14 protein-coding genes and 1 pseudogene are annotated in these 18,476 nt (G+C 45.9%); 12 read left to right on the top strand and 3 right to left on the bottom strand.

Annotated elements, in window-relative coordinates; all coding sequences use genetic code 11:
• The first annotated feature begins 145 nt into the window (after positions 1-145).
• From CMM32_10485 to CMM32_10455, 7 genes and pseudogenes are all read left to right on the top strand, one after another.
• A complete protein-coding gene (locus tag CMM32_10485; protein MBT07319.1) occupies positions 146-1,582 on the top strand; it encodes a hypothetical protein in 1,437 nt (478 codons plus the stop codon).
• Positions 1,548-2,528 (top strand): hypothetical protein, encoded by a 981-nt coding sequence (locus CMM32_10480; protein MBT07318.1) that lies wholly within the window; start codon positions 1,548-1,550, stop codon positions 2,526-2,528. The genes CMM32_10485 and CMM32_10480 overlap by 35 nt, the downstream gene beginning before the upstream one ends.
• Positions 2,525-3,238, top strand: a complete 714-nt coding sequence (locus tag CMM32_10475; GenBank protein MBT07317.1) for a hypothetical protein — start codon at positions 2,525-2,527, stop codon at positions 3,236-3,238. Before CMM32_10480 ends, CMM32_10475 begins: the two co-directional genes overlap by 4 nt.
• Before the next feature lie 81 nt (positions 3,239-3,319).
• Positions 3,320-4,228 (top strand): alpha/beta hydrolase, encoded by a 909-nt coding sequence (locus tag CMM32_10470; protein ID MBT07316.1) that lies wholly within the window; start codon positions 3,320-3,322, stop codon positions 4,226-4,228.
• Complete coding sequence (locus tag CMM32_10465) at positions 4,228-5,952, top strand: acetolactate synthase (protein ID MBT07315.1); 1,725 nt, start codon at positions 4,228-4,230, stop codon at positions 5,950-5,952. Before CMM32_10470 ends, CMM32_10465 begins: the two co-directional genes overlap by 1 nt.
• Positions 5,953-6,022: 70 nt before the next feature.
• Positions 6,023-6,457 carry a methylmalonyl-CoA mutase gene (locus tag CMM32_10460; GenBank protein ID MBT07314.1) on the top strand — a complete coding sequence of 145 codons (435 nt, stop codon included), beginning with the start codon at positions 6,023-6,025 and terminating at the stop codon, positions 6,455-6,457.
• A gap of 23 nt (positions 6,458-6,480) precedes the next feature.
• Positions 6,481-7,914, top strand: a pseudogene (locus CMM32_10455) (phenylacetate--CoA ligase).
• Positions 7,915-7,948: 34 nt separating this feature from the next.
• Here the strand turns inward: CMM32_10455 and CMM32_10450 are convergent.
• Positions 7,949-8,371 carry an acyl dehydratase gene (locus CMM32_10450; protein MBT07313.1) on the bottom strand — a complete coding sequence of 141 codons (423 nt, stop codon included), beginning with the start codon at positions 8,369-8,371 and terminating at the stop codon, positions 7,949-7,951.
• A 10-nt stretch (positions 8,372-8,381) separates the two neighbouring features.
• Positions 8,382-8,849, bottom strand: coding sequence for a hypothetical protein (locus CMM32_10445; protein ID MBT07312.1), 468 nt, complete (start codon positions 8,847-8,849; stop codon positions 8,382-8,384).
• A gap of 138 nt (positions 8,850-8,987) precedes the next feature.
• Here CMM32_10445 and CMM32_10440 point away from each other — a divergent pair, with 138 nt between their 5' ends.
• Entirely contained in the window at positions 8,988-9,449 is a 462-nt protein-coding gene (locus CMM32_10440) for a thioesterase-like protein (protein ID MBT07311.1), read from the top strand.
• A 797-nt stretch (positions 9,450-10,246) separates the two neighbouring features.
• Here the strand turns inward: CMM32_10440 and CMM32_10435 are convergent.
• Positions 10,247-11,083 (bottom strand): LLM class F420-dependent oxidoreductase, encoded by an 837-nt coding sequence (locus CMM32_10435; protein ID MBT07310.1) that lies wholly within the window; start codon positions 11,081-11,083, stop codon positions 10,247-10,249.
• A 118-nt stretch (positions 11,084-11,201) separates the two neighbouring features.
• Between CMM32_10435 and CMM32_10430 the strand changes: the two genes are divergently transcribed.
• From CMM32_10430 to CMM32_10415, 4 genes are all read left to right on the top strand, one after another.
• Positions 11,202-12,122 (top strand): hypothetical protein, encoded by a 921-nt coding sequence (locus CMM32_10430; protein MBT07309.1) that lies wholly within the window; start codon positions 11,202-11,204, stop codon positions 12,120-12,122.
• Between the two features lie 238 nt (positions 12,123-12,360).
• Positions 12,361-16,578, top strand: coding sequence for a hypothetical protein (locus tag CMM32_10425; protein MBT07308.1), 4,218 nt, complete (start codon positions 12,361-12,363; stop codon positions 16,576-16,578).
• 120 nt (positions 16,579-16,698) lie between these two features.
• The gene (locus CMM32_10420) at positions 16,699-17,433 is read left to right on the top strand and encodes a hypothetical protein (protein MBT07307.1); all 735 of its coding nucleotides are present in this window, start codon (positions 16,699-16,701) and stop codon (positions 17,431-17,433) included.
• 16 nt (positions 17,434-17,449) lie between these two features.
• The gene (locus tag CMM32_10415; GenBank protein ID MBT07306.1) at positions 17,450-18,418 is read left to right on the top strand and encodes a hypothetical protein; all 969 of its coding nucleotides are present in this window, start codon (positions 17,450-17,452) and stop codon (positions 18,416-18,418) included.
• Positions 18,419-18,476: the final 58 nt, after the last annotated feature.

Raw genomic sequence — 18,476 nt, 5'->3', positions numbered from 1 at the left:
CTATGAGGAGTGCGACGGCAAGTTTTCTTTAAAATGGTTGCCTAAATTGCTAGATAGGGCTGGATTTTTGTTTTGGTTGAAACCATATTTGTATGAGAAATAGGGGCCTCAAGTCCACAAAGTAACAAAAGGAAAGATAAGACAAGTGGGAAAGAAATTATCGAGACGTAACTTTTTGTTAGGAACAGCTGGAGCTACGGCTGGTGTGGCCGTGACAGGGTTGAAAGGAACCAGTCCTTTGGCTGATGTTGACCCTAAAACTGGCCGAATGCGTGGTAAAATACCGGTGCGGCCGCCAACGCTCATTGTTGAAAATAAGGCAGAATTGCCACCAAGGCGAGGACTGCGGGCAGTCGTTGTGGGCGGAGGCTGGGGCGGGTTAACCATCGCAAAACACCTCAAACTGCGTGTTCCAGAGATGGAAGTAGTTCTGATAGAGCGCCGCTCTATGTTTATGTCCTGTCCGATTAGTAATTTGTGGCTAGCTGACCTTGTAGATTTTAACTTTATTACCCACAGTTTTGTGGATGCGTCTCGAAATAACAATTATCACTTTTTCCAAGCGACAGTTCTAGATGTTGATAGGGAAAAACAGATTGTTTACACAGAACAGGGTTGGATGGATTATGACTATCTAATTCTTTCTCCGGGCATTGATTACGATTACGGAGCTATCGGTGTCCACGATAATGAGGAACGTTTCGAATTGATGCGGCGGTTCCCGGCGGCGTTCAAACCGGGGTCCGAGCACATCACGTTAAAGCAAAAAGTGGATAATTTTGAGAAAGGCCTGTTTGTTCTCACAGTGCCTAGTGGCAACTATCGATGTCTGCCAGCTCCATATGAACGGACTTGCATGATAGCATCGGTATTTAAGCGAAAGAAAATACCGGCAAAGGTTCTGCTTCTAGATCATAATCATGACATAAAGATTAAGGGCGAAGGCTTCCATAATGCTTTCAACGAGCTTTACAAAGATTATGTGGAATATGTGCCGTCAGTGAGCCTAGTGAAAGTTGACTTGGATCGGAAAAGTGTCAGCGATGAATTTGATGAATACCAATTTGATGATGCTGCTATTTATCCACGGATAAGAGGTGCCAGGTTGATAGAGCATTTAGGGCTCCTTCAGGATTCGAGTCCACAATTTGAGGCGCGTATTGATATGCATCGTAATAATATCCATGATGACGAACGTGTTTACGTTATTGGAGATTCCAGATCTACAGGCTGGTCAAAGAGTGGGAGCACTGCGCAGGCTGAAGCTCGTTATGTGGCAAAGGTAATCGCAAATCGTATTCAAGGCATCGAGATACCCTGGGAGAGTCCAGATACTACTTGCTATTCGATGGTAGGGGCGGAGCCAATGGAGGCCATCTATTTTGGCTCTAAATATTTGCCACCACAGAGTGCGGGAACTGCGATGGATAATGAGAGGTTCAGGGATTACTGGATAGATACCGGTGCGGCGTTCGCTTGGCGTGATCGAAACATAAGCAGGAGTGCAGAGATGGGCCAAGAGATGATTGGTTGGGCTCTAACTCACTATGCCGAAATGTTCCAGAGTGCGGAGCACTTTTAATACAGGTACGGCTTTTTTTAAGAAGTTGGATGCATGTAAGAAAACGAACGGTGCGAGGTTAATCTCGCGCCGTTTTGTTTTAAGCTCAAGTAATTTGTTTCTGTTGATATTAGTCTTTAATCCCTTTCAGGTTTTTGCTGAGGGTTTGCTCCAGGTTGGCGAACGATTTAAGGACTGCCCGATTTGTCCTGAAATGATTGTAATACCTGGAGGGGAATTGCGTGTGGAGAGTGCTTCGGCTGAGGGGGATATGGCGCTTAGGATTCTCAAGGTGCCTAAGAAGTTCGCCATATCCATTTATGAGACAACAGCCTCTAATTGGGAGAATTGTGAGTTTAGGGGGGGCTGTAAACGGTCTCAGCTAGATAACAAAAGTGGAGTTAAAGATTTTGGTTGGCGAGAATGGAAGGGCATGCGTCCTATTGTAAATGTGACGTGGAGTGAGAGTGTGTCCTACGCCATTTGGCTTTCTTCGGTTACTGGGGAAAGTTATTGGTTACCAACAGAGATAGAGTGGGAGTATGCTGCTCGTAGCGGGCTAGTTGAGCAAAGCCCCTGGTTGGGGGAGAATAAAAGAAGTTGTTACTTTGGAAATTTGGGATTTCATGATGACTGCTCAGATGGATACAAAGGTAGTGCTCCGGTGGGTTCATATAGGTCTAATAGATATGGTCTGTACGATATGATTGGTAATGTTTCAGAATGGACTGCAACCTGTTCAGGTAATATGTTAGGTTGTGCTCACAAGTTAAATCGGGACCCTGTCACAGATGATTTTAAGTTATCGGAACATGGAGAAGTGATGCCCGGTTGTAAAGCCATGGTTTACAAGGGTGTTAATTGGTCCAGTCAAATTGGATCTTTTGAGTTTTCAGCGGGCGGGGCTCTAGCTAGGGGAACAACAACTGAAACATTGGGTTTTAGGGTAGTAAGGTTGGTTCAATGAAGATAAATTTTCGCCAAATATTTATAGGTTTGTTTCTGTGGCCACTTCCTTTGGGCCTGGTTAATGCTCAAGATCAAAAAATAGTTGATATTGAGATGGTTCTTGCTGTGGATATTTCTTCTAGCGTGGACGCTGGAGAGTTCCAATTGCAAATGGATGGTCTTGCAGAGGCTTTTCGGAACCCAGAAATAATCGCAGCCATTGAGGGTCTCGATAACGGTGGAATAGCCTTAAATCTTGTTCATTGGTCGGGGACATGGGCACAGTCTACGGTGGTGGCGTGGACCAGGGTTTTTGATAAAGAGAGTGCAGAGAGGTTTGCTAAACAAGTTCAAAATGCAGAAAGGGCCTTTCCGGGAGGAGCCACATCCATAAGCGGAGCTATTCACTACGGGCTAACAGAGTTGCAAAGTAACAACTTTGATGGGAACCATTTGGTCATAGACATTATGGGAGATGGAAGAGGTAATGATGGTCCCTTGCCAACTAGCGTCCGGGATAGAGCCATGGCAATGGGTGTCACCATCAATGGAGTTGCTATCATTAATGAACAACCATTTGTAGATTCCTACTATGAGGAAAATGTGATAGGTGGTTTGGACTCCTTTGTCTTGCAGGCAGAAGACTACGAGGATTTTGCAAGGGCAATTCTGGAAAAGCTTTTGCGGGAGATTAAGCAGCGGTCTCCTTCTGGGCAAAATGTGGTATAAAACTTATTGGGCTTTTGGGCGCAAACTTTGTCTTTTGCCTCAGCTATAGGGAAGACCCCCCTTATTTAAGAGAGAATATTCATGACTAGTTTTGAGAACGATTTGCTTGTGGTTAAAGCTGATTCTCCTTCGTGGTATCGTGAAGCCATGGATGATGCTGGGCAAGTTCGTTACGTGAACGTACAAGGATGCAAGATCCATTATCTTTTCTGGCCATCAAAGAATGAAGCCCGGGCCAACTTATTGTTGGTCCATGGAGGTGGCGGACATGCTCATTGGTGGAGTTTCCTAGCACCTATTATGTCCAAAGATATTAATGTTGCCGCGTTGTGTCTTTCGGGGATGGGGAATAGTGGTCAGAGGCAGCAATATGATTCTGAGAAAAGAGTAGCAGATATGCGAGGGGTCATACGTGACTTAAATTTTGGCCAGTCAACTTATGTATTAGGTCATAGCTTTGGTGGCTTTATGGCTTCCCGCTATGGCCAAATGTACGGGTATGAAATTAGCGGCATCATAATTGCAGATTCCCCAATCCGGCCACCAAAAAGGAGAGAGGAGGATAAGAGACGACGTCCTCGAATGGGTAATAAACGGTATTACGCGGATTTTGATGAAGCTTTGGGACGTTTTAGGCTGATGCCCTCCCAGCCGTGTTCCAATGAATTTCTTGTAGAGCATATCGGAAGACATTCACTAAAACACGAAGATGCAGGTTGGTGCTGGAAATGGGATGGGGCCGCGATGCAGAACGGCAGGTTTGGCGAACCATTTCACGAATACCTAGCTGAAACTAGATGCAGAAAAGGCTTTATTTATGGTGAGAAATCTAAATTGGTTGATGCGGAAACCCTAGAATTTGTTAAAGGATTGTTGGGTGACGGCGCTCCTGTGATAGGTATACCGGAAGCTTATCATCATTTGATGTTGGATCAGCCTATGGCTTTTGTGACCGCGGTAAGGGGGATTTTACAAGGGTGGGAGTACTGATGGCTGAAAAATTGAGCGTGGCTGCTTGGATAGCAGAAGCTATTCTGGGGAGTAATATAAACACAATTTTTGGCCTACAAGGTGGCCATATACAGCCGATTTGGGATGAGTTTACTAGAAGAGGTGGGCGGGTTATTGATGCTCGAGATGAGCGGGCTGCGGTGCACATGGCCCACGCTTATAGTGAAGTCAGTGGAGAGCTTGGTATCGCACTTGTTACCGCTGGTCCTGGGGTGACTAATGCCGTCACTGCTATGGCCAATGCTCTGAAGTCTAGGAGCGCAGTCCTGCTATTTGGCGGGGCGGCGCCCATTCCACAGAAAGGCTTAGGGGCACTTCAGGAAATACCGCAAGTGGATTTGATGAAACCAGTCACCCGCATGGCATTGACTATTTCGGACCCAGAGCTGTTAGCTCAAGCGCTGCGTCTAGCAACAATGAAATTACGTGGCTTAGAAGGAGTGGCTGGCCCGGGCCCTGTTTTCCTGGAAGTTCCAACGGATGTTCTGCGGACGGAGACGGCTTGGAGAGAAGGGTCTTTGGCGGCGTTTGAATCTGATGAGGTGCAAGGACAAGAGCCATCAGAAAGCGAGGTTACCGGTGCGGTGAACATGTTTTGGAAGGCAAAAAAACCGCTTGTTATCGCTGGCCGAGGGGCGCGTCAAAGCTGTGAAAAATTACTTGATCTTCTGGATGCTTCTGGAGCCGCCTATTTGGATACCCAGGAGTGTAGAGGACTAGTATCGGAAAAGCATTCTTCTTTTGTAGGGGCAGTCCGAGGGAAGGCTATGGCTGAAGCGGACTTAGTGGTCACCTTGGGGCGCAAACTTGATTTTCAACTGGGTTATGGATCAAGAGCAATATTTCCACAAGCTCAATTTTTGAGAATTGCTGAACACGATGAGGAACGCTGCGATAACCTGAGGGGAGATGAGGAGTTAAAGTGCAGTGTTGGGCGTGCGTGTGAGCTTTTGTTGGAAGGAGGCTCCTCACCGCTGGAATTTAAGAAGCCATCCTGGGTTGAAGGCCTTAGGAAAAGTCACGTAGACCGGAGCCATTCTTTAACTAATAACATGTTGGCCAGCGAGATGGGGGCGGATGGGTTTATGCATCCTTATAGACTTTTGGCTATTGTGAGAAAGTTTGTTAATGAGGATACTATTTTTGTGGCCGACGGGGGGGATATATTAAGTTTTGCTCGGATTTGCATACAGTCGAGGTATTACATGGACTCTGGAGCATTCGGTTGCCTCGGGGTTGGTTTGCCATTTGCTATTGGAGCCTTTTTAGGCGACCCACGTAAAACAGTTATTGCAGTTATTGGTGACGGTTCGTTTGGGTTTAATGCAATGGAACTGGATACCGCGCTGCGATATGGAGTCAACGTTGTCTTTATTGTCGCGAATAATGGGGGTTGGAACATTGAGCGCACCGACCAAATTATGAATTTTGAAGGACGAATTCAGGGTTCGGAATTGTCTTTTACCAACTATGCCTCTCTAGCGAGTGCTATCGGCCTTTATGCTCAACGGGTTGAGAAGATAGATGATCTGGAAGCAGCAATAAGTCAGGCTATGGAGAATTCACCAGCTCTCGTGGATGTTGTAGTAACTAGAGATGCAATCTCACCCGATGCTAGATCGGGTCTGCCTGGAGTACCTGATCTTCAGGCCTTGGGAAGTTGGGATGATGCCCAAAGAAAAATAAATGAGCATGAACAGTAGTGTTGTGGTATCCAGCGGGTATAGTGGCGGAAGGTTGATCAAGTAGCTATTTAGTCAAGGGCCTTTTGAAATGGTTGAAAGAAGTGCTGACGATGATGCTGTCGAGGTAATACGTGTCTTGATTGCTAAGGTGGGGTTGGACGGCCATGATCGTGGCGTAAAGATTGTTGCCCGTTGCCTGCGAGATGCCGGTATGGAGGTTATTTATACTGGGCTGCATCGTACCCCTGAGGAAGTTGTGATTTCAGCCGTCCAAGAGGATGTTGATGTTTTGGGTGTGAGTTTATTGTCTGGAGCTCATATGACAATATTTCCTAAGCTATTGAAGCTACTCCAAGATCATGAAGCTGAAGATATTTTGTTGTTGGGCGGCGGGGTAATGTCAGATGAGGATGCCAATACCTTGAGAGATATGGGCGTATCTGAAATTCTGCTCCAGGATACGCCACCGGAAAAAATTGTCGAAACTGTAAAGAAATTAGTAGCAGAACGAGGTCCGCGTTAAAAAAACTCATGTAAGGAATCGCTATTTTGTCTTCTATGGAATGTTGGTCTTTTCCTCCATCTTATAATAATACCTATCTGCCAGATAGTAGTTCAAGATTCTGGTTTCCTTATAGGGAGACTATGGATCCGGGTGTTAGAAATGAGAAGATACTGGTTCGTTTAAGAGAGGTAATGGAATACGCATACGAGACCTCTCCCTTTTATAAAAAAAAATGGGATGAGGCTGGCATACGGGCTGAACACGTAAGGTCACTAGAAGATTTTGAGAAAGTTCCAGTCGTTACCAAAAATGAACTTCGGGAAGCGCAAGCTCGGGTTGAGCCTTTCGGTGACTATCTGTGTATTCCCACAGAGGGCGTCCATCACGTTCATGGGACATCTGGTACCACGGGAAATCCAACGGTTTTTGCCATAGGCCGCGAAGATTGGGCTACAGTTGGTGAGAATCACGCGAGGGTACTCTGGTCGATGGGGCTAAGGCCCGGCGACATGATTTTTATAGCTGCAATTTTTAGTTTGTACTTGGGTTCCTGGGGAGCAATGTTGGGCGCTGAACGTCTTGGCGCTAAAAGTTTTCCTTTCGGGGCAGGGGCTCCCGGGATGACGGCTCGGGCTGTCCGTTGGCTCAAAACCATGAAGCCACAAGGTTTCTATAGCACCCCTTCCTATGCCCTCCACCTAGCCGAAGTTGCCAAGGATGAAGGTGTAGATGCTTCTGAGTTTGGTCTCAAGGCAATGTTTTTTTCCGGTGAGCCGGGAGCTTCAATCCCCGGAATTCGTCAACGCATAGAAGAGTCCTATAATGCCCGAGTTTTCGATTGTGGGACTATGGCAGAGATGACCCCCTTCATGAGTGCGGCAGGCACTGATGGTTCGGGAAGTGGAATGGTTCTCTTCCAGGATATGGTTTACCACGAGGTATGTGATCCAAATAAGTATGGGCGAGTTTCATGGGGACAACGTGGTACTCCAGTTTACACTCATTTGGAACGTACTTCTCAACCTATGATTCGGCTGGCCTCCGGAGATCTGACTCACTGAGAGGAGGGGCCAAGCGATTGTGGTCGCACCTATCCAGTGCTGCCAGCGGGAGTGTACGGACGAATAGACGACATGTTTCAAGTGCGTGGTGAAAATATATACCCGTCAGAGATTGATGCGGTGCTGAACGAAGTGGACGGTTATGTTGGAGAACACCGGATAATTATTAGCCGGGAAGGTGCCATGGATGAACTACTCGTTCAGTTTGATGCTACTGAAGAGATCTATGAAAAAGGTCAGGATGCTATATTAGCATTAGGAGCCGTTGCCGCCGAGTCACTTCGCAAGGTTCTTGGTGTCAGGGCCAAGACTGAGGTTGTTGAGCCCGATATGTTAACTAGAACAGACCACAAGGCGCGACGGGTTATAGATGACCGGGAGCTATTTGGTACCCTTAGCGATCGATTAGCGTAACGGGCATTAGCTGTTCGGAATGCTAGTTGGCCCGCTAAGACTCTAGAGATGCGGTTGCGTAACCTTTTACTACTACGGTTCCTTCTTGGTTGCATGTGACTACATCGATATCTGCGAAGTCTATCTCCCCTTCCTTGTATATTTTTGTAATTGTTGCTGATGCGGTGAGAGTATCTCCCGGCCATACTTGGCTGGTGAAGCGGACACCAAACTTAGTTAAGCGACCATCGCCTACATAGTTGGTTAACATCTTTCCAGTAAGGCCCATGCTCAGCATTCCGTGAGCAAAAACGCTCGGATATCCCGCTACTTCCGTAGTATATATCTCGTCAGTGTGAAGAGGATTATAATCTCCCGAGGCACCGGAGTACATTACCAGTTGAGTTCTGCTCAGATTTTCAACTACAAGTTCTTCGTATACATCGCCTAATTTCAGGTCTTTAGTTTTCAAGGACATGGAATCCGTCTCATTTCTGTTCTACGGGTTTTTCTGTGTGAACCACAATTGAACGCATAGTAATAACGAGTTCGCCATCTTGGTCCCAAAATTCTTGTATGGTTTCCGAAAACTTTAGTCGGCCTGCCCGCTTACTATCTTTTTGCCAGGTCTCCCCCGCCCTGGAACGGACCGTGAGTTGGTCTCCTGGTTTTAGATTTTTATGATATTCAAAATGTTGCTCTGCATGCAGGCCTCCAGAGGTTTTAGCCCTGTTTTGAATTCCAGTTGGGGCTTTCCCCGAACCAAACCATTTCTCATTTGCTTTGGGCCGGAGCTCATAGTCCGGGTCAAATTGGGAAACAGCTCTGGCAAAGGTAGGCGGAGCAATAATTCCCTCAGTATCTTCCTTCTCTGCATATGCCTGGTCGTAGTAAATAGGATTAGTATCTCCAATGGAACGAGCAAACATCATGATATGGCTAGCTTCTATGGGCATTATTATTTCACGCGTCAAAGAATTTTTTCCTTCTGTAATTTTAGAACGGGCACTTCCCATGATTCTAAAAATGAATGTTACTTTGCTTTTTAGTATGCCTCTTTGGTTTCAGGCTTGCTATATGTTTAGTTAGATCTTTTGCGAGATGAAGGAGAAATTGATTCGGGGGAAGCCAGAANCGAGGGGCTAGGGTCGCCGAAGGGCCTGTATACTGAAACNATTCGGTCGGAGTGGATCGATCGTAGTGGCCATCTGAATTCCGCCTATTATGTNCTGGCCTTCGATNAATCAGNCTCGGCATATCTATCAGAGGTTGGTATTTCTGATGACTATGTGAAAGAACATCGCTGTGGGGTCTTCTGGGGAGATCTTCAAATTCGGTATCTAGAGGAGGTCGTAGAGGGAGATGTTCTCACTTTTCGGCACCAAATTATTCATTATGATAGGAAAGGATTACACTTGTGGCAGGAGATGCTGCACTATGAACATGGATTTCTTGCAGCAGAATGTGAAATGCTTGTGCTTCACGTAGATCTTGTGAAAAGAAAATTAGAAATTTTCCTAACGGTATCCGTGAGAATATTGCGGCAAAATATATAGAGGATAGTGATTCTCNCATGCCAAAGGGATTAGGCCGGAAAATTGGCTTGTAGTACTTGTAAGTTTTGGTTGATGATAGTTCTTGTTTTCCGTTCGATGATTTTATTGGCTNGACAGAAAAGTCTTTTACCGTAGGGATAGAATGTTAGGAGTGCTACAGAGTATTTTTGCATCGGGAGTACTATGCATTTTTCTTTCATCGGCNGCTTATGGAGAACACAGTNATTTNCAGTGGCATCTCTTGAAATCGGAAGGAAGCATAGANCATTGCCAACGTGTCTTGAACGAAGGCAGGTTGGTNGNNATGCAGCNAAACGCTAACAATGGTTANAATGTAGCCCNNTATTTTGGTGGTAACCTGTANCAGATAGAGTTTCAATTNGGACAACAATTGACTGGATGTAAGGCGTATAGAATCAGTCAAGCTAATCGGCAATCTCAAAGACGNTGACTTTTNGGGAGGTAAATAATGTTGAGGCGGCTAGTCGTAGTATTTGTTGTCCTGGTTTGTTCTAATCTCAGNGAGACATACGGCGACCACAGCGATTCTGACTGGCATCTCCTGGGCTCCGACACGAGCATGGAACTCTGCAAAAGAGTGTTGCACGAGGGAAGGGTGATCGGGATGCGGAGTAATGAAAACGGAGGATACGAAACTATTCTATACTTTGGGGGAAGTNTTTATCGAGCNGAATATCATTTTGGCCTGCGCTCCATTTCATGTAGNGCGTATAGAGTTAGCCCTACAACGAGGCAGCTACCTAAACCAGGTTGAAATCCTTCTCAAACTGATTCCCTCAATTTCTCACAATGTAGCTGTCTATGAAACGCAGGGTTTCATCTTGGTTTTTATTGGGAAGAGCAATTATAGCACGGGTGAATCCGGCATCTTCATAGGCCTCTAAGGATTTGAGGTCTCTATTGCGTTGGCAAAATACCGATAAAAGTAGTGTGCTGGGATCACGATCTTCATCTTTTAAAAATGAATGTAATTGAGCTATCATTTCAGCTGGTTTTGATAGTAGGGCGTCAATTGGCATCCATCCATCACAGTAGCGGGCAACACGTTTTAAGGAATTTTTTGTGGCACCTCCCATGAGAATAGGAGGGTGTGGTTTCTGGATTGGCTTTGGGTTTGATATTATGTTTTCAAAGTTTACGAACTCTCCGGAATAAGTGGCCTGGTCGTTACCCCAGATTTCTTTGACTGCCTCAATACGTTCGCGTAGTAGTTTCCATCGTTTAGAAAAAGGAAAACCATGGTTCTCCATTTCCTCTTTAAGCCATCCTCCGCCAATTCCAAGTTCAAAACGTCCGTTCGAAAGATGGTCCAGAGTGCTTATGGATTTAGCAAGCACTATGGGGTCGTGTTGAACTACAAGACTAATTCCCGTTCCAACTCTGAGATTACGAGTGACACTTGCGGCTATAGCAAGTGAAACCATGGGGTCCATCATGTGGTAGTATGGTCGTGGAAGTTCAATTCCCCCGGGAAATGGTGTTTCACGCTTTGCAGGAATATGGGTGTGTTCTCCGACCCAAAGAGAGCCAAATTCTCTTTCTTCTAGAGCTTTAGCCAAAATATCGGGCCTAAGCCCGTAGTCGGTGTTGTAACTAAAAAATCCAATTTCCATCACATCCTCCTGAGCCTATTATAGAGGCTTTCCTGGAATTGGTCAGGATCTGTACTTGACTTATTAATCTTCCTGAGGAAGAAATTTGGGACTCACGGTAACCTTGGAGTATGAGCATATGTCACTGGAAATTCCTGCTATTTCTTTAGCAGCAATGCCTGGCAGGCGACATCAAATATTGGAATTCGCTAAAGAATCGGAGGAAAGGGGATTTGCTGGAATTTTTATGCCCTCGCTTGNAGATAATATGGGGCTAGCGGTTGCCGTAGCCTGCATAACCAAATCAATTCCCATTGGAACATCTATCTGCCCGATTTATTTTAGGTCAACACTTGATTTGGCTCAGGCTGCAGCTTTCATTCATGAAGTTTCATCTGGAAGATTTTTGTTTGGTGTGGGGGTTGCCCACAGCCCCTCACACCAACGGCATGGAATTGAGGTGGGTAAACCATTGTCCGATATTCGAAAGTTTGTGGAGGAGTGTCAGGCTGCAGAAAGAATTGGGGAGTTGCCACCTATTATATTGGCAACCCTTCGAAAAAAAATGATTGCCTTGGCATCAGAAATTGGTGACGGTATGGTGTTTGCCAATGGGAGCAGGTCCCATATGGGCGCATCTCTCAACATATTACCAGAAAGTCAGAGATGTGATCCAGATTTCTTTATTGGTGATATGATACCTACTTGCATTTGTGAAGATGTGAAAGTTGCCGCTGAGGTTAATCGTAAAACTCTGATTAATTATGCTCTCCTGCCAAATTATAGAAACTATTGGAAAGAGGCGGGTTATGAGGAAGAAATGAATGGGGTGGAAGAGAAGATTTCAAAAGGAGAAGATTTAGCTGAAATTGGAAAATGTCTCAGCGATCGTTGGCTATCGGATGTCACTCTTTATGGGCCCCCTTCTAGAATACTTGAAGGCCTTGAAGAGTGGTATTCCACGGGAATAAAAACGCCAATCTTGGTTCCGTCCTCCGCGCGAGGGAATCAAATTACCGCCATCAAGGAGCTCTTTGAGCTCTGTGCACGCCTAAAATAGAATTAGCGACAACGCTATGCTTTGATCAGCGGTGTCCAGAGAAAACCGATCAACCTGCTGCAGGACATGAGGGATCAGTATATTATTCTCGGAATAAGCGGTATAGATTGCATTCATATGGTTTTGTGCCGTTAAAAGTAACCTCTGGTAGCCCCCTCGTTGAAATTTACGTAGGCACGTGAGAAAATGAAGTGTGGTTTAATAGGCCTTCATTTTTCATAGCGTTCGAGTGTTCTGAGTGGCGTTATCACAGACAGAATTTGGCCCAGGTCAAGGGGCGGTTGCGTCGACCTTAGATACAGGTAACTCTGTGGTGCTCGACGCGGGGGCCAATGCAGGCCGCTTGTTGGTTCCGGGTGGGGATTTTGTATTGAATGCCTACTACGATCGTTTGGGACCAGATCTTCTTTTATCTGGTGGAGGCCAATCGGTTTTCGTAAAAGGTTATTTCTCTCAGGGAAAGGCGCCGGACTTGTTTTCCGAGAATGGCGAGGTGGTTGTTCGTGGCTCAGCTGCAGAAAAACTTGCTGGTTCGATAAGCCCAGGACAATTCGCTCAAGTAGAAGGTAACAGTAGCACGGCAGTAATAGGTGTTGTTGATACTTTGGAAGGCGAAGCATTTGTTTCTAGGTTAGATGGAGCTACTGTCCAAGCTGCACCAGGAATACCAATATTTCTTGGGGATGTTATTGAGACAGAATCAGATTCGAGTGTGGGTATCACGTTTATAGATCAATCGACCTTCGCTTTGGGTGGGTCTGGAAGAATGGTTATTGATGAATTGGTATATCAACCCGGGGAGGGGGTTGGACGGAGTTCATTTGACGTACTGAAGGGCGTCTTTTCATTTGTGTCGGGTAAAATTGCTGACGGAGGTGATGACGCCATGATCGTTAAAACCCCTGTCCTCTCCATTGGCATAAGAGGTACCACGGTTGCTGGTAAGGCGGCAGCGGAAGGCTCTGAGAACTCAGTAACATTATTGCCGGACACGGGGGGAACGGTGGGCAGTATTGCTGTTAGTAATGAAGCAGGCGTTCAGGTTATGTCACAGCCCTTTGCTACTACAATCGTTACTAGCCTATTTGAGGCTCCACCTCTTCCGACTACATTAGCTGAGTCTGAAATTCAAAATCTGTACGGAGACATTGCTCAAACCCTGCCGGATTTGCCCTCGACGGATAACGATGCAGATGAGGGAAGCTCGGATCAGGTGAGTGAGGAAGGCGAGGAGGCCCCCGGAGAGGGGAGTTTGGAGGACGAGCCGTATGATGAGACTGAGTCCTCCGAGGAAGAGGCATTAGACGGAGAGTTGTCCGAGGAGGATGAGTCGCTTGAAGACGATGAAAAGACAGAGGGTGATGACGATCTCTTGGAGGAGGGTGAGGAAGTAATAGAGGAGGAGCTTGTAGATGAGGTTGAAAGCTCTGGAGGAGAAGAGAGAGATAATAGAGCCGCCGCCGCAGATGAAGGTCGACAAAATACTGACCGTGAAAATAATGGGGCGGTGAGGGATAATGGAACTACTAGAATAGATAAAGCGCGGGATGAATTTAAGAAAGCGATAGAGGGAGGTGCGACGGAAGAGGAGGCTTTTCGGGCCGCAGCTAAGGGATTCGGAAACAATACTGAAGAGCAAGAGTTGGCCAGTGAGACGTTTGAAGAAGCTCTTCGCCAAGGACTTTCGGCTGAACAGGCTGCATTGGCTGCAGAACAGGCTGTAACGGGAGCAAGTATAGAAGGGGCCGTGGAAGGTGGGGCTAGTATACGTGAAGCCATCCGGTCTGAGACCCAAGGCTCTACCATTCGGGAGCTCAATGTAGCCGCCAAATCTTCCTTCGATGCAATTAATGATGCATTTCGTGGCAAGGATACAGCTGGTTTTACAACGTTAGTTGAAGCCACAAGTGGCGATAGCTCTCAGGAGAGAGCTTTTGTGGATGCTTTACGTGAAGGAGGAAGCATAGGCGACGCCTATCGTGCTGCGCACAAAGCCCACGTGGAGGGACAAGGTCTTGGAAAGGGCCCAACCGTGGATTCCTACGGGAGGCCCTTAATTGACTATATAGGAAATAATCTTGCTGTGTCGGGTTTCAATCCGACCCTTAAGCTCGCTGCGCAGTTAGAAGACGCCTTGAACGAAAAAATAATTGATATCATTCGAAGTGGTGGAGATCGTGCTGTTAAAAAGTTCCGAGTGAGTATCGAAAGCTCTACAGGAGATGATGTTAGAGAGGCTCCTGAAGGGGTAGGTACTGTTTTTGAGAATGTACAAGGAGTAAACTTAGGGGGAAGCGATGTATTTAAGGGGAGTAGCGAAACGGACGAGTTGACGTTTGAAAAACTTGATAACATCTTATTTAAGTTTAATTTTGCTGGTTTTTCAGGTGCTTATTCTACTAAAGATGGTGGGCTAACAGGAAGTTTTACAACCTCAACTATAGAGCAAATTAAGCTTTCCGACGGCACCTCCAGCAGCCCTATAATTATTCCAGAAGGAGTGGTAGGGACGGGTGGGAATGGGAATGTACTTGCTGGTACCGACTCAGCTGACACCCTTGATGTAACAGGAGATGGAACTTCTGCGGCAGATATCACCTACGGGTCCGGGGGATCTGCTGTGTCGGTTGATGTGGATGCGTCGGATCACAGGGGCTTCGTTATTTTTGGCAAGGGAGGGAATGACACAATAATTATGGGGCCAACTATTGGAAACGCGGGAGCAAGTGGAGGAGATGGTGATGATACCATTGTGGATGGCCCATTCCGTGAATTTCTAGAGGGAGAGGCAGGGAACGATACCTTTATTGTGCCAGATCCTGACGGCATAGCGTTTAGTGGTAGTCTGATTGCGGGGGGGACAAATACTACAACAACGGGTGATGTGCTTCAGATAGGAAACTCTTCTACCAGCACTGGAGAGACGTTTGATCTAGATCCTGTGACCCTTTCGGGCCTTGAAACTCTGAATGTTTTCGCGAATAACACCATTATAGAAGCTCGAAATACAATCTTTCTGGGTTTTGACAGAATTGGAGGAGTTGATAAGAACTCTAATGGCATAGATGATGATGTGACGGGAGCGATTTTGCGCACTTCTGATGGAAGCCTTAACCTGAGCAGTGTGACCCTGTCATCTGCCATCAGTGAATTGAGGGGCCCGACGAGTGGTAGTGGATTTATTACCGATGCTGACGATAATGTTGGAAGAATCATTGTTGGCACAAGTAATAACGACACGCTGTCAGGATTGGGTGGCAATGATGAATTTCGTCCATCTGGTGGGAATGATGTTATCGCAGGCGGGGCTGGCAATGACACTATCTCTATCTCTAGTAATTCTGATGTAACAAGTGGAGCTAATTATTCAGGTGGCCCTGGAACGGATACCTTGAATATTTCATCTACTAGTGTGACCAAACTTGAGTTTCCGGATAGTGGCACCTCATTGGCAACCTTGGAGGTGTGGAATGTGGCTGGTGGAGTTTCTACAGGTGTTGAAATAACTACCAATAACAGTGTTCTGTTTTTCTCTGGTTTAACCACTATCACAGCGGGAAATGGAACTGGTGATAATTTAAAAATTGGGCAATTGAACGGCGATCAAGGTTTTGTCGATTTACGTGATAAAACTTTCACCAAAGTGGATACTATAACACTTGCTGAGACATCTCAGTCTCAGACCTTTCTTATAGACAGTAATTCAACCTTTACCGGCCTTAGTGCCATTACGGGCACAGTGGGAAGCAATTCAAAGCCTGATGAACGTATGGATTTGTTGGGGAGTTTTGACTTCTCTGGTGTCACCTTCACCAATATTCAGTCCATAGTTATGTTTGATTCCGATTACATAGCAGTGTCTACTGACACCCAGGAAACGGTAAGTTTTGACAGTAGTACGGATTTTTCGCAGGGAAGTAACGGAAGGACGGGAGGGTTTATTGGGTGGGCGACAACTGGCCGAAAGGATGCAGATAGTAATTATTCCGAATCGGATATTTTTGACTATAAATCGGATCTTCGCTCAGGTGATGGGACCACACTTAGTTCATCCAACAATCTAACTATTAATGATATATCGGCTATTCCTTCCAGTGGAAAAACCGATTACATTTCAGGTGATTCCACAGGGGTAGTGGAATTTGAAACTACTACACGTACTATTGACTTAGAATTTGGTACGGCGTCTGCATCTGAAATTGAATCGGCTATTGAGTCATTGTTGGAAGATACCAACTCTTCAACCAATCTTACTGGAAGTTCTAGCCAAGTTACTCAGGGGGCGGCTAATACTGATTGCTTGCTGATATTTTATGAAGAACAGGCGAGCTTCAATGATGCGGTAATAGTGCGATATCAAGAAGGAGGGACCTCAGAAGCAGATTTCAGCGGGGAATTAGATGTGGTGGCTGTGATAAATCAGGCAGTCAACTTTTCGGATGGTGATATCATCTGAGATTTTCCGCGATAGCAACAGCTTATTCTCTTGAATACTAAGTCTAAATTGGTTTACCTACAGGAATGTAAACGCCTCTCTTGGATGCTTTCAAACATATTGTTGTAAAGGCTTGGTACTTTGAGAAACTACAGACAACTCCACGCACGTTTAGTTGATTTGCTCAACATAAAGGTGCCTCCGTTAGCTATCACTTTTTCTAACTCAAAATCGGACCAGATTGAGGATTTTAAGGTAGCTTATCCTAAAAAGACCAAAGATGGCCGGACTGGCGCGGTTTCTGCGGGTTGTGTGTTTTGGATGGAAGGTGTTGAGAGAACATTTGCGACTACGCCCGAAGATCATGGAAATTGTAGCGTTGGTAGCTTAACGCATGGGTTGAAAACACTTGATGATGTCGCATCAAATGTGGATGTAGAGGCGGTTTGTGAGTCTGGTTGGGTAAGTCCAGAAATTTTTCCTGATATTCCAGTTGTGCACTCAAAATACGAAAATATCATCTACGGCCCTTTATGTGATGTAACTAATGAGCCAAATGTCATTTTGTTGAGACTAATAGCCAAACAGGTCATGCAGATACAAGCGGCCGTACCAGGATTGTTATTTGAAGGCAAGCCGCAGTGTCACATTGTGCCATTGGCTAAAGAGGATAATGAAATAGCTGTTAGTGCCGGCTGTATGTTAAGTCGGGCTCGGACGGGAATGAAAAATGATGAGTTAACGTGCGCGATTCCTAATAGCCGTTTAGAAGAATTGTTGGCAGGACTTGAGAAGGTGGTTGAGGCAGATTCCATGGTTGCCTCTTATGCTGCAAGCGATGCCCAAAGATTTACTCAAGGGTTGGTAGATAAATGATTCAATTATTGGGTGTATGTCACTTGATTTAAAAATTGGTGTGGCGGGGTGGCTGGGTACATCCATTCCAACGGCAAGGGTTGTCAGCCAACAGGCCATGCAGGCGGAGTCTCTTGGGTTTCACTCCTTTTGGTTTCCGGAAAACCATTTTGTAACTGGCGGAAGTATTCCTTCACCATTGCTGTTGCTTGCTGCCGCTGCCACACAAACTACTAAACTTGTTCTTGGCACGGGATCCTATCTGTTGCCAATTCGGAATCCCATAGAGGTTGCGGAAGAAGTAGCTGTATTAGATCAACTGTCGGGAGGACGGATTATCCTAGGAGTGGGAAGAGGGTATCAGAAAAAAACATATGCTGCCTACAAAACTTCTGTTGGGAATAAACGAGAACTATTTGAAGATGCCCTAAACATTATGTTAGAGGCGTGGGCAGGAGACCCCATAGATACTATTTATGACACAGAAGAGCCCGCATATCTTTCTCCTCTTCCGGTACAAAGCCCGTATCCCCCTGTTTGGATAGCAGCGTTTGGGCCTAAGGCCCTTCAACAAGCCGGTCGGTTAGGATTTCCCTATTTAGCTTCTCCAATTGAAACCTTGGTAGCATTGGAGGCTAATTACGCTATTCATAGGAACGCACAGGAGGTATCTAGGCCCAAAGGGTCTACAACCAGGCCTATCATGCGAACAGTATTTATTAGTAAGAAGGCTAGCGTATTGACCAAGGTCAGGGAAAAGCTGGATGCGGAAACAAGAAGCAGAGTGGGGCCCCCAGTATCGGCGATCCGTGAGTCGGCGAAGTCCTGCAGTGATGATTGGGCTTTAGTAGGAGAACCCGCAGAGGTCGAGGAAAAGATTTTTTTGTACAAGGAAAAATTAGGCATGACCCATCTAATAGCGACAAGGGCGCGCCTTTCGTGTTTGACTACCCAGCAGTTTGCTAGTTCACTTCACTACCTTGCAGATATTATGAATAAAAATTAATTTTGTTATTTATGGAAATTGCAGACCGGTTGGTTGGTTTGGCTTCCCAATCCCAAAA

The sequence above is a fragment of the Rhodospirillaceae bacterium genome (genome assembly GCA_002728255.1).
GTDB lineage: Bacteria > Pseudomonadota > Alphaproteobacteria > UBA7887 > UBA7887.
This window is presented reverse-complemented; position numbering and strand designations above follow the sequence as displayed.

Bases quoted from the DNA above. Each gene is read 5' to 3' on its own strand.
- CMM32_10480 (MBT07318.1), top strand. From the start codon at position 1,548: ATGCCGAAATGTTCCAGAGTGCGGAGCACTTTTAATACAGGTACGGCT.
- CMM32_10475 (MBT07317.1), top strand. From the start codon at position 2,525: ATGAAGATAAATTTTCGCCAAATATTTATAGGTTTGTTTCTGTGGCCA.
- CMM32_10470 (MBT07316.1), top strand. From the start codon at position 3,320: ATGACTAGTTTTGAGAACGATTTGCTTGTGGTTAAAGCTGATTCTCCT.
- CMM32_10465 (MBT07315.1), top strand. From the start codon at position 4,228: ATGGCTGAAAAATTGAGCGTGGCTGCTTGGATAGCAGAAGCTATTCTG.
- CMM32_10460 (MBT07314.1), top strand. From the start codon at position 6,023: ATGGTTGAAAGAAGTGCTGACGATGATGCTGTCGAGGTAATACGTGTC.
- CMM32_10450 (MBT07313.1), bottom strand. From the start codon at position 8,371: ATGTCCTTGAAAACTAAAGACCTGAAATTAGGCGATGTATACGAAGAA.
- CMM32_10445 (MBT07312.1), bottom strand. From the start codon at position 8,849: ATGCCCATAGAAGCTAGCCATATCATGATGTTTGCTCGTTCCATTGGA.
- CMM32_10435 (MBT07310.1), bottom strand. From the start codon at position 11,083: ATGGAAATTGGATTTTTTAGTTACAACACCGACTACGGGCTTAGGCCC.
- CMM32_10415 (MBT07306.1), top strand. From the start codon at position 17,450: ATGTCACTTGATTTAAAAATTGGTGTGGCGGGGTGGCTGGGTACATCC.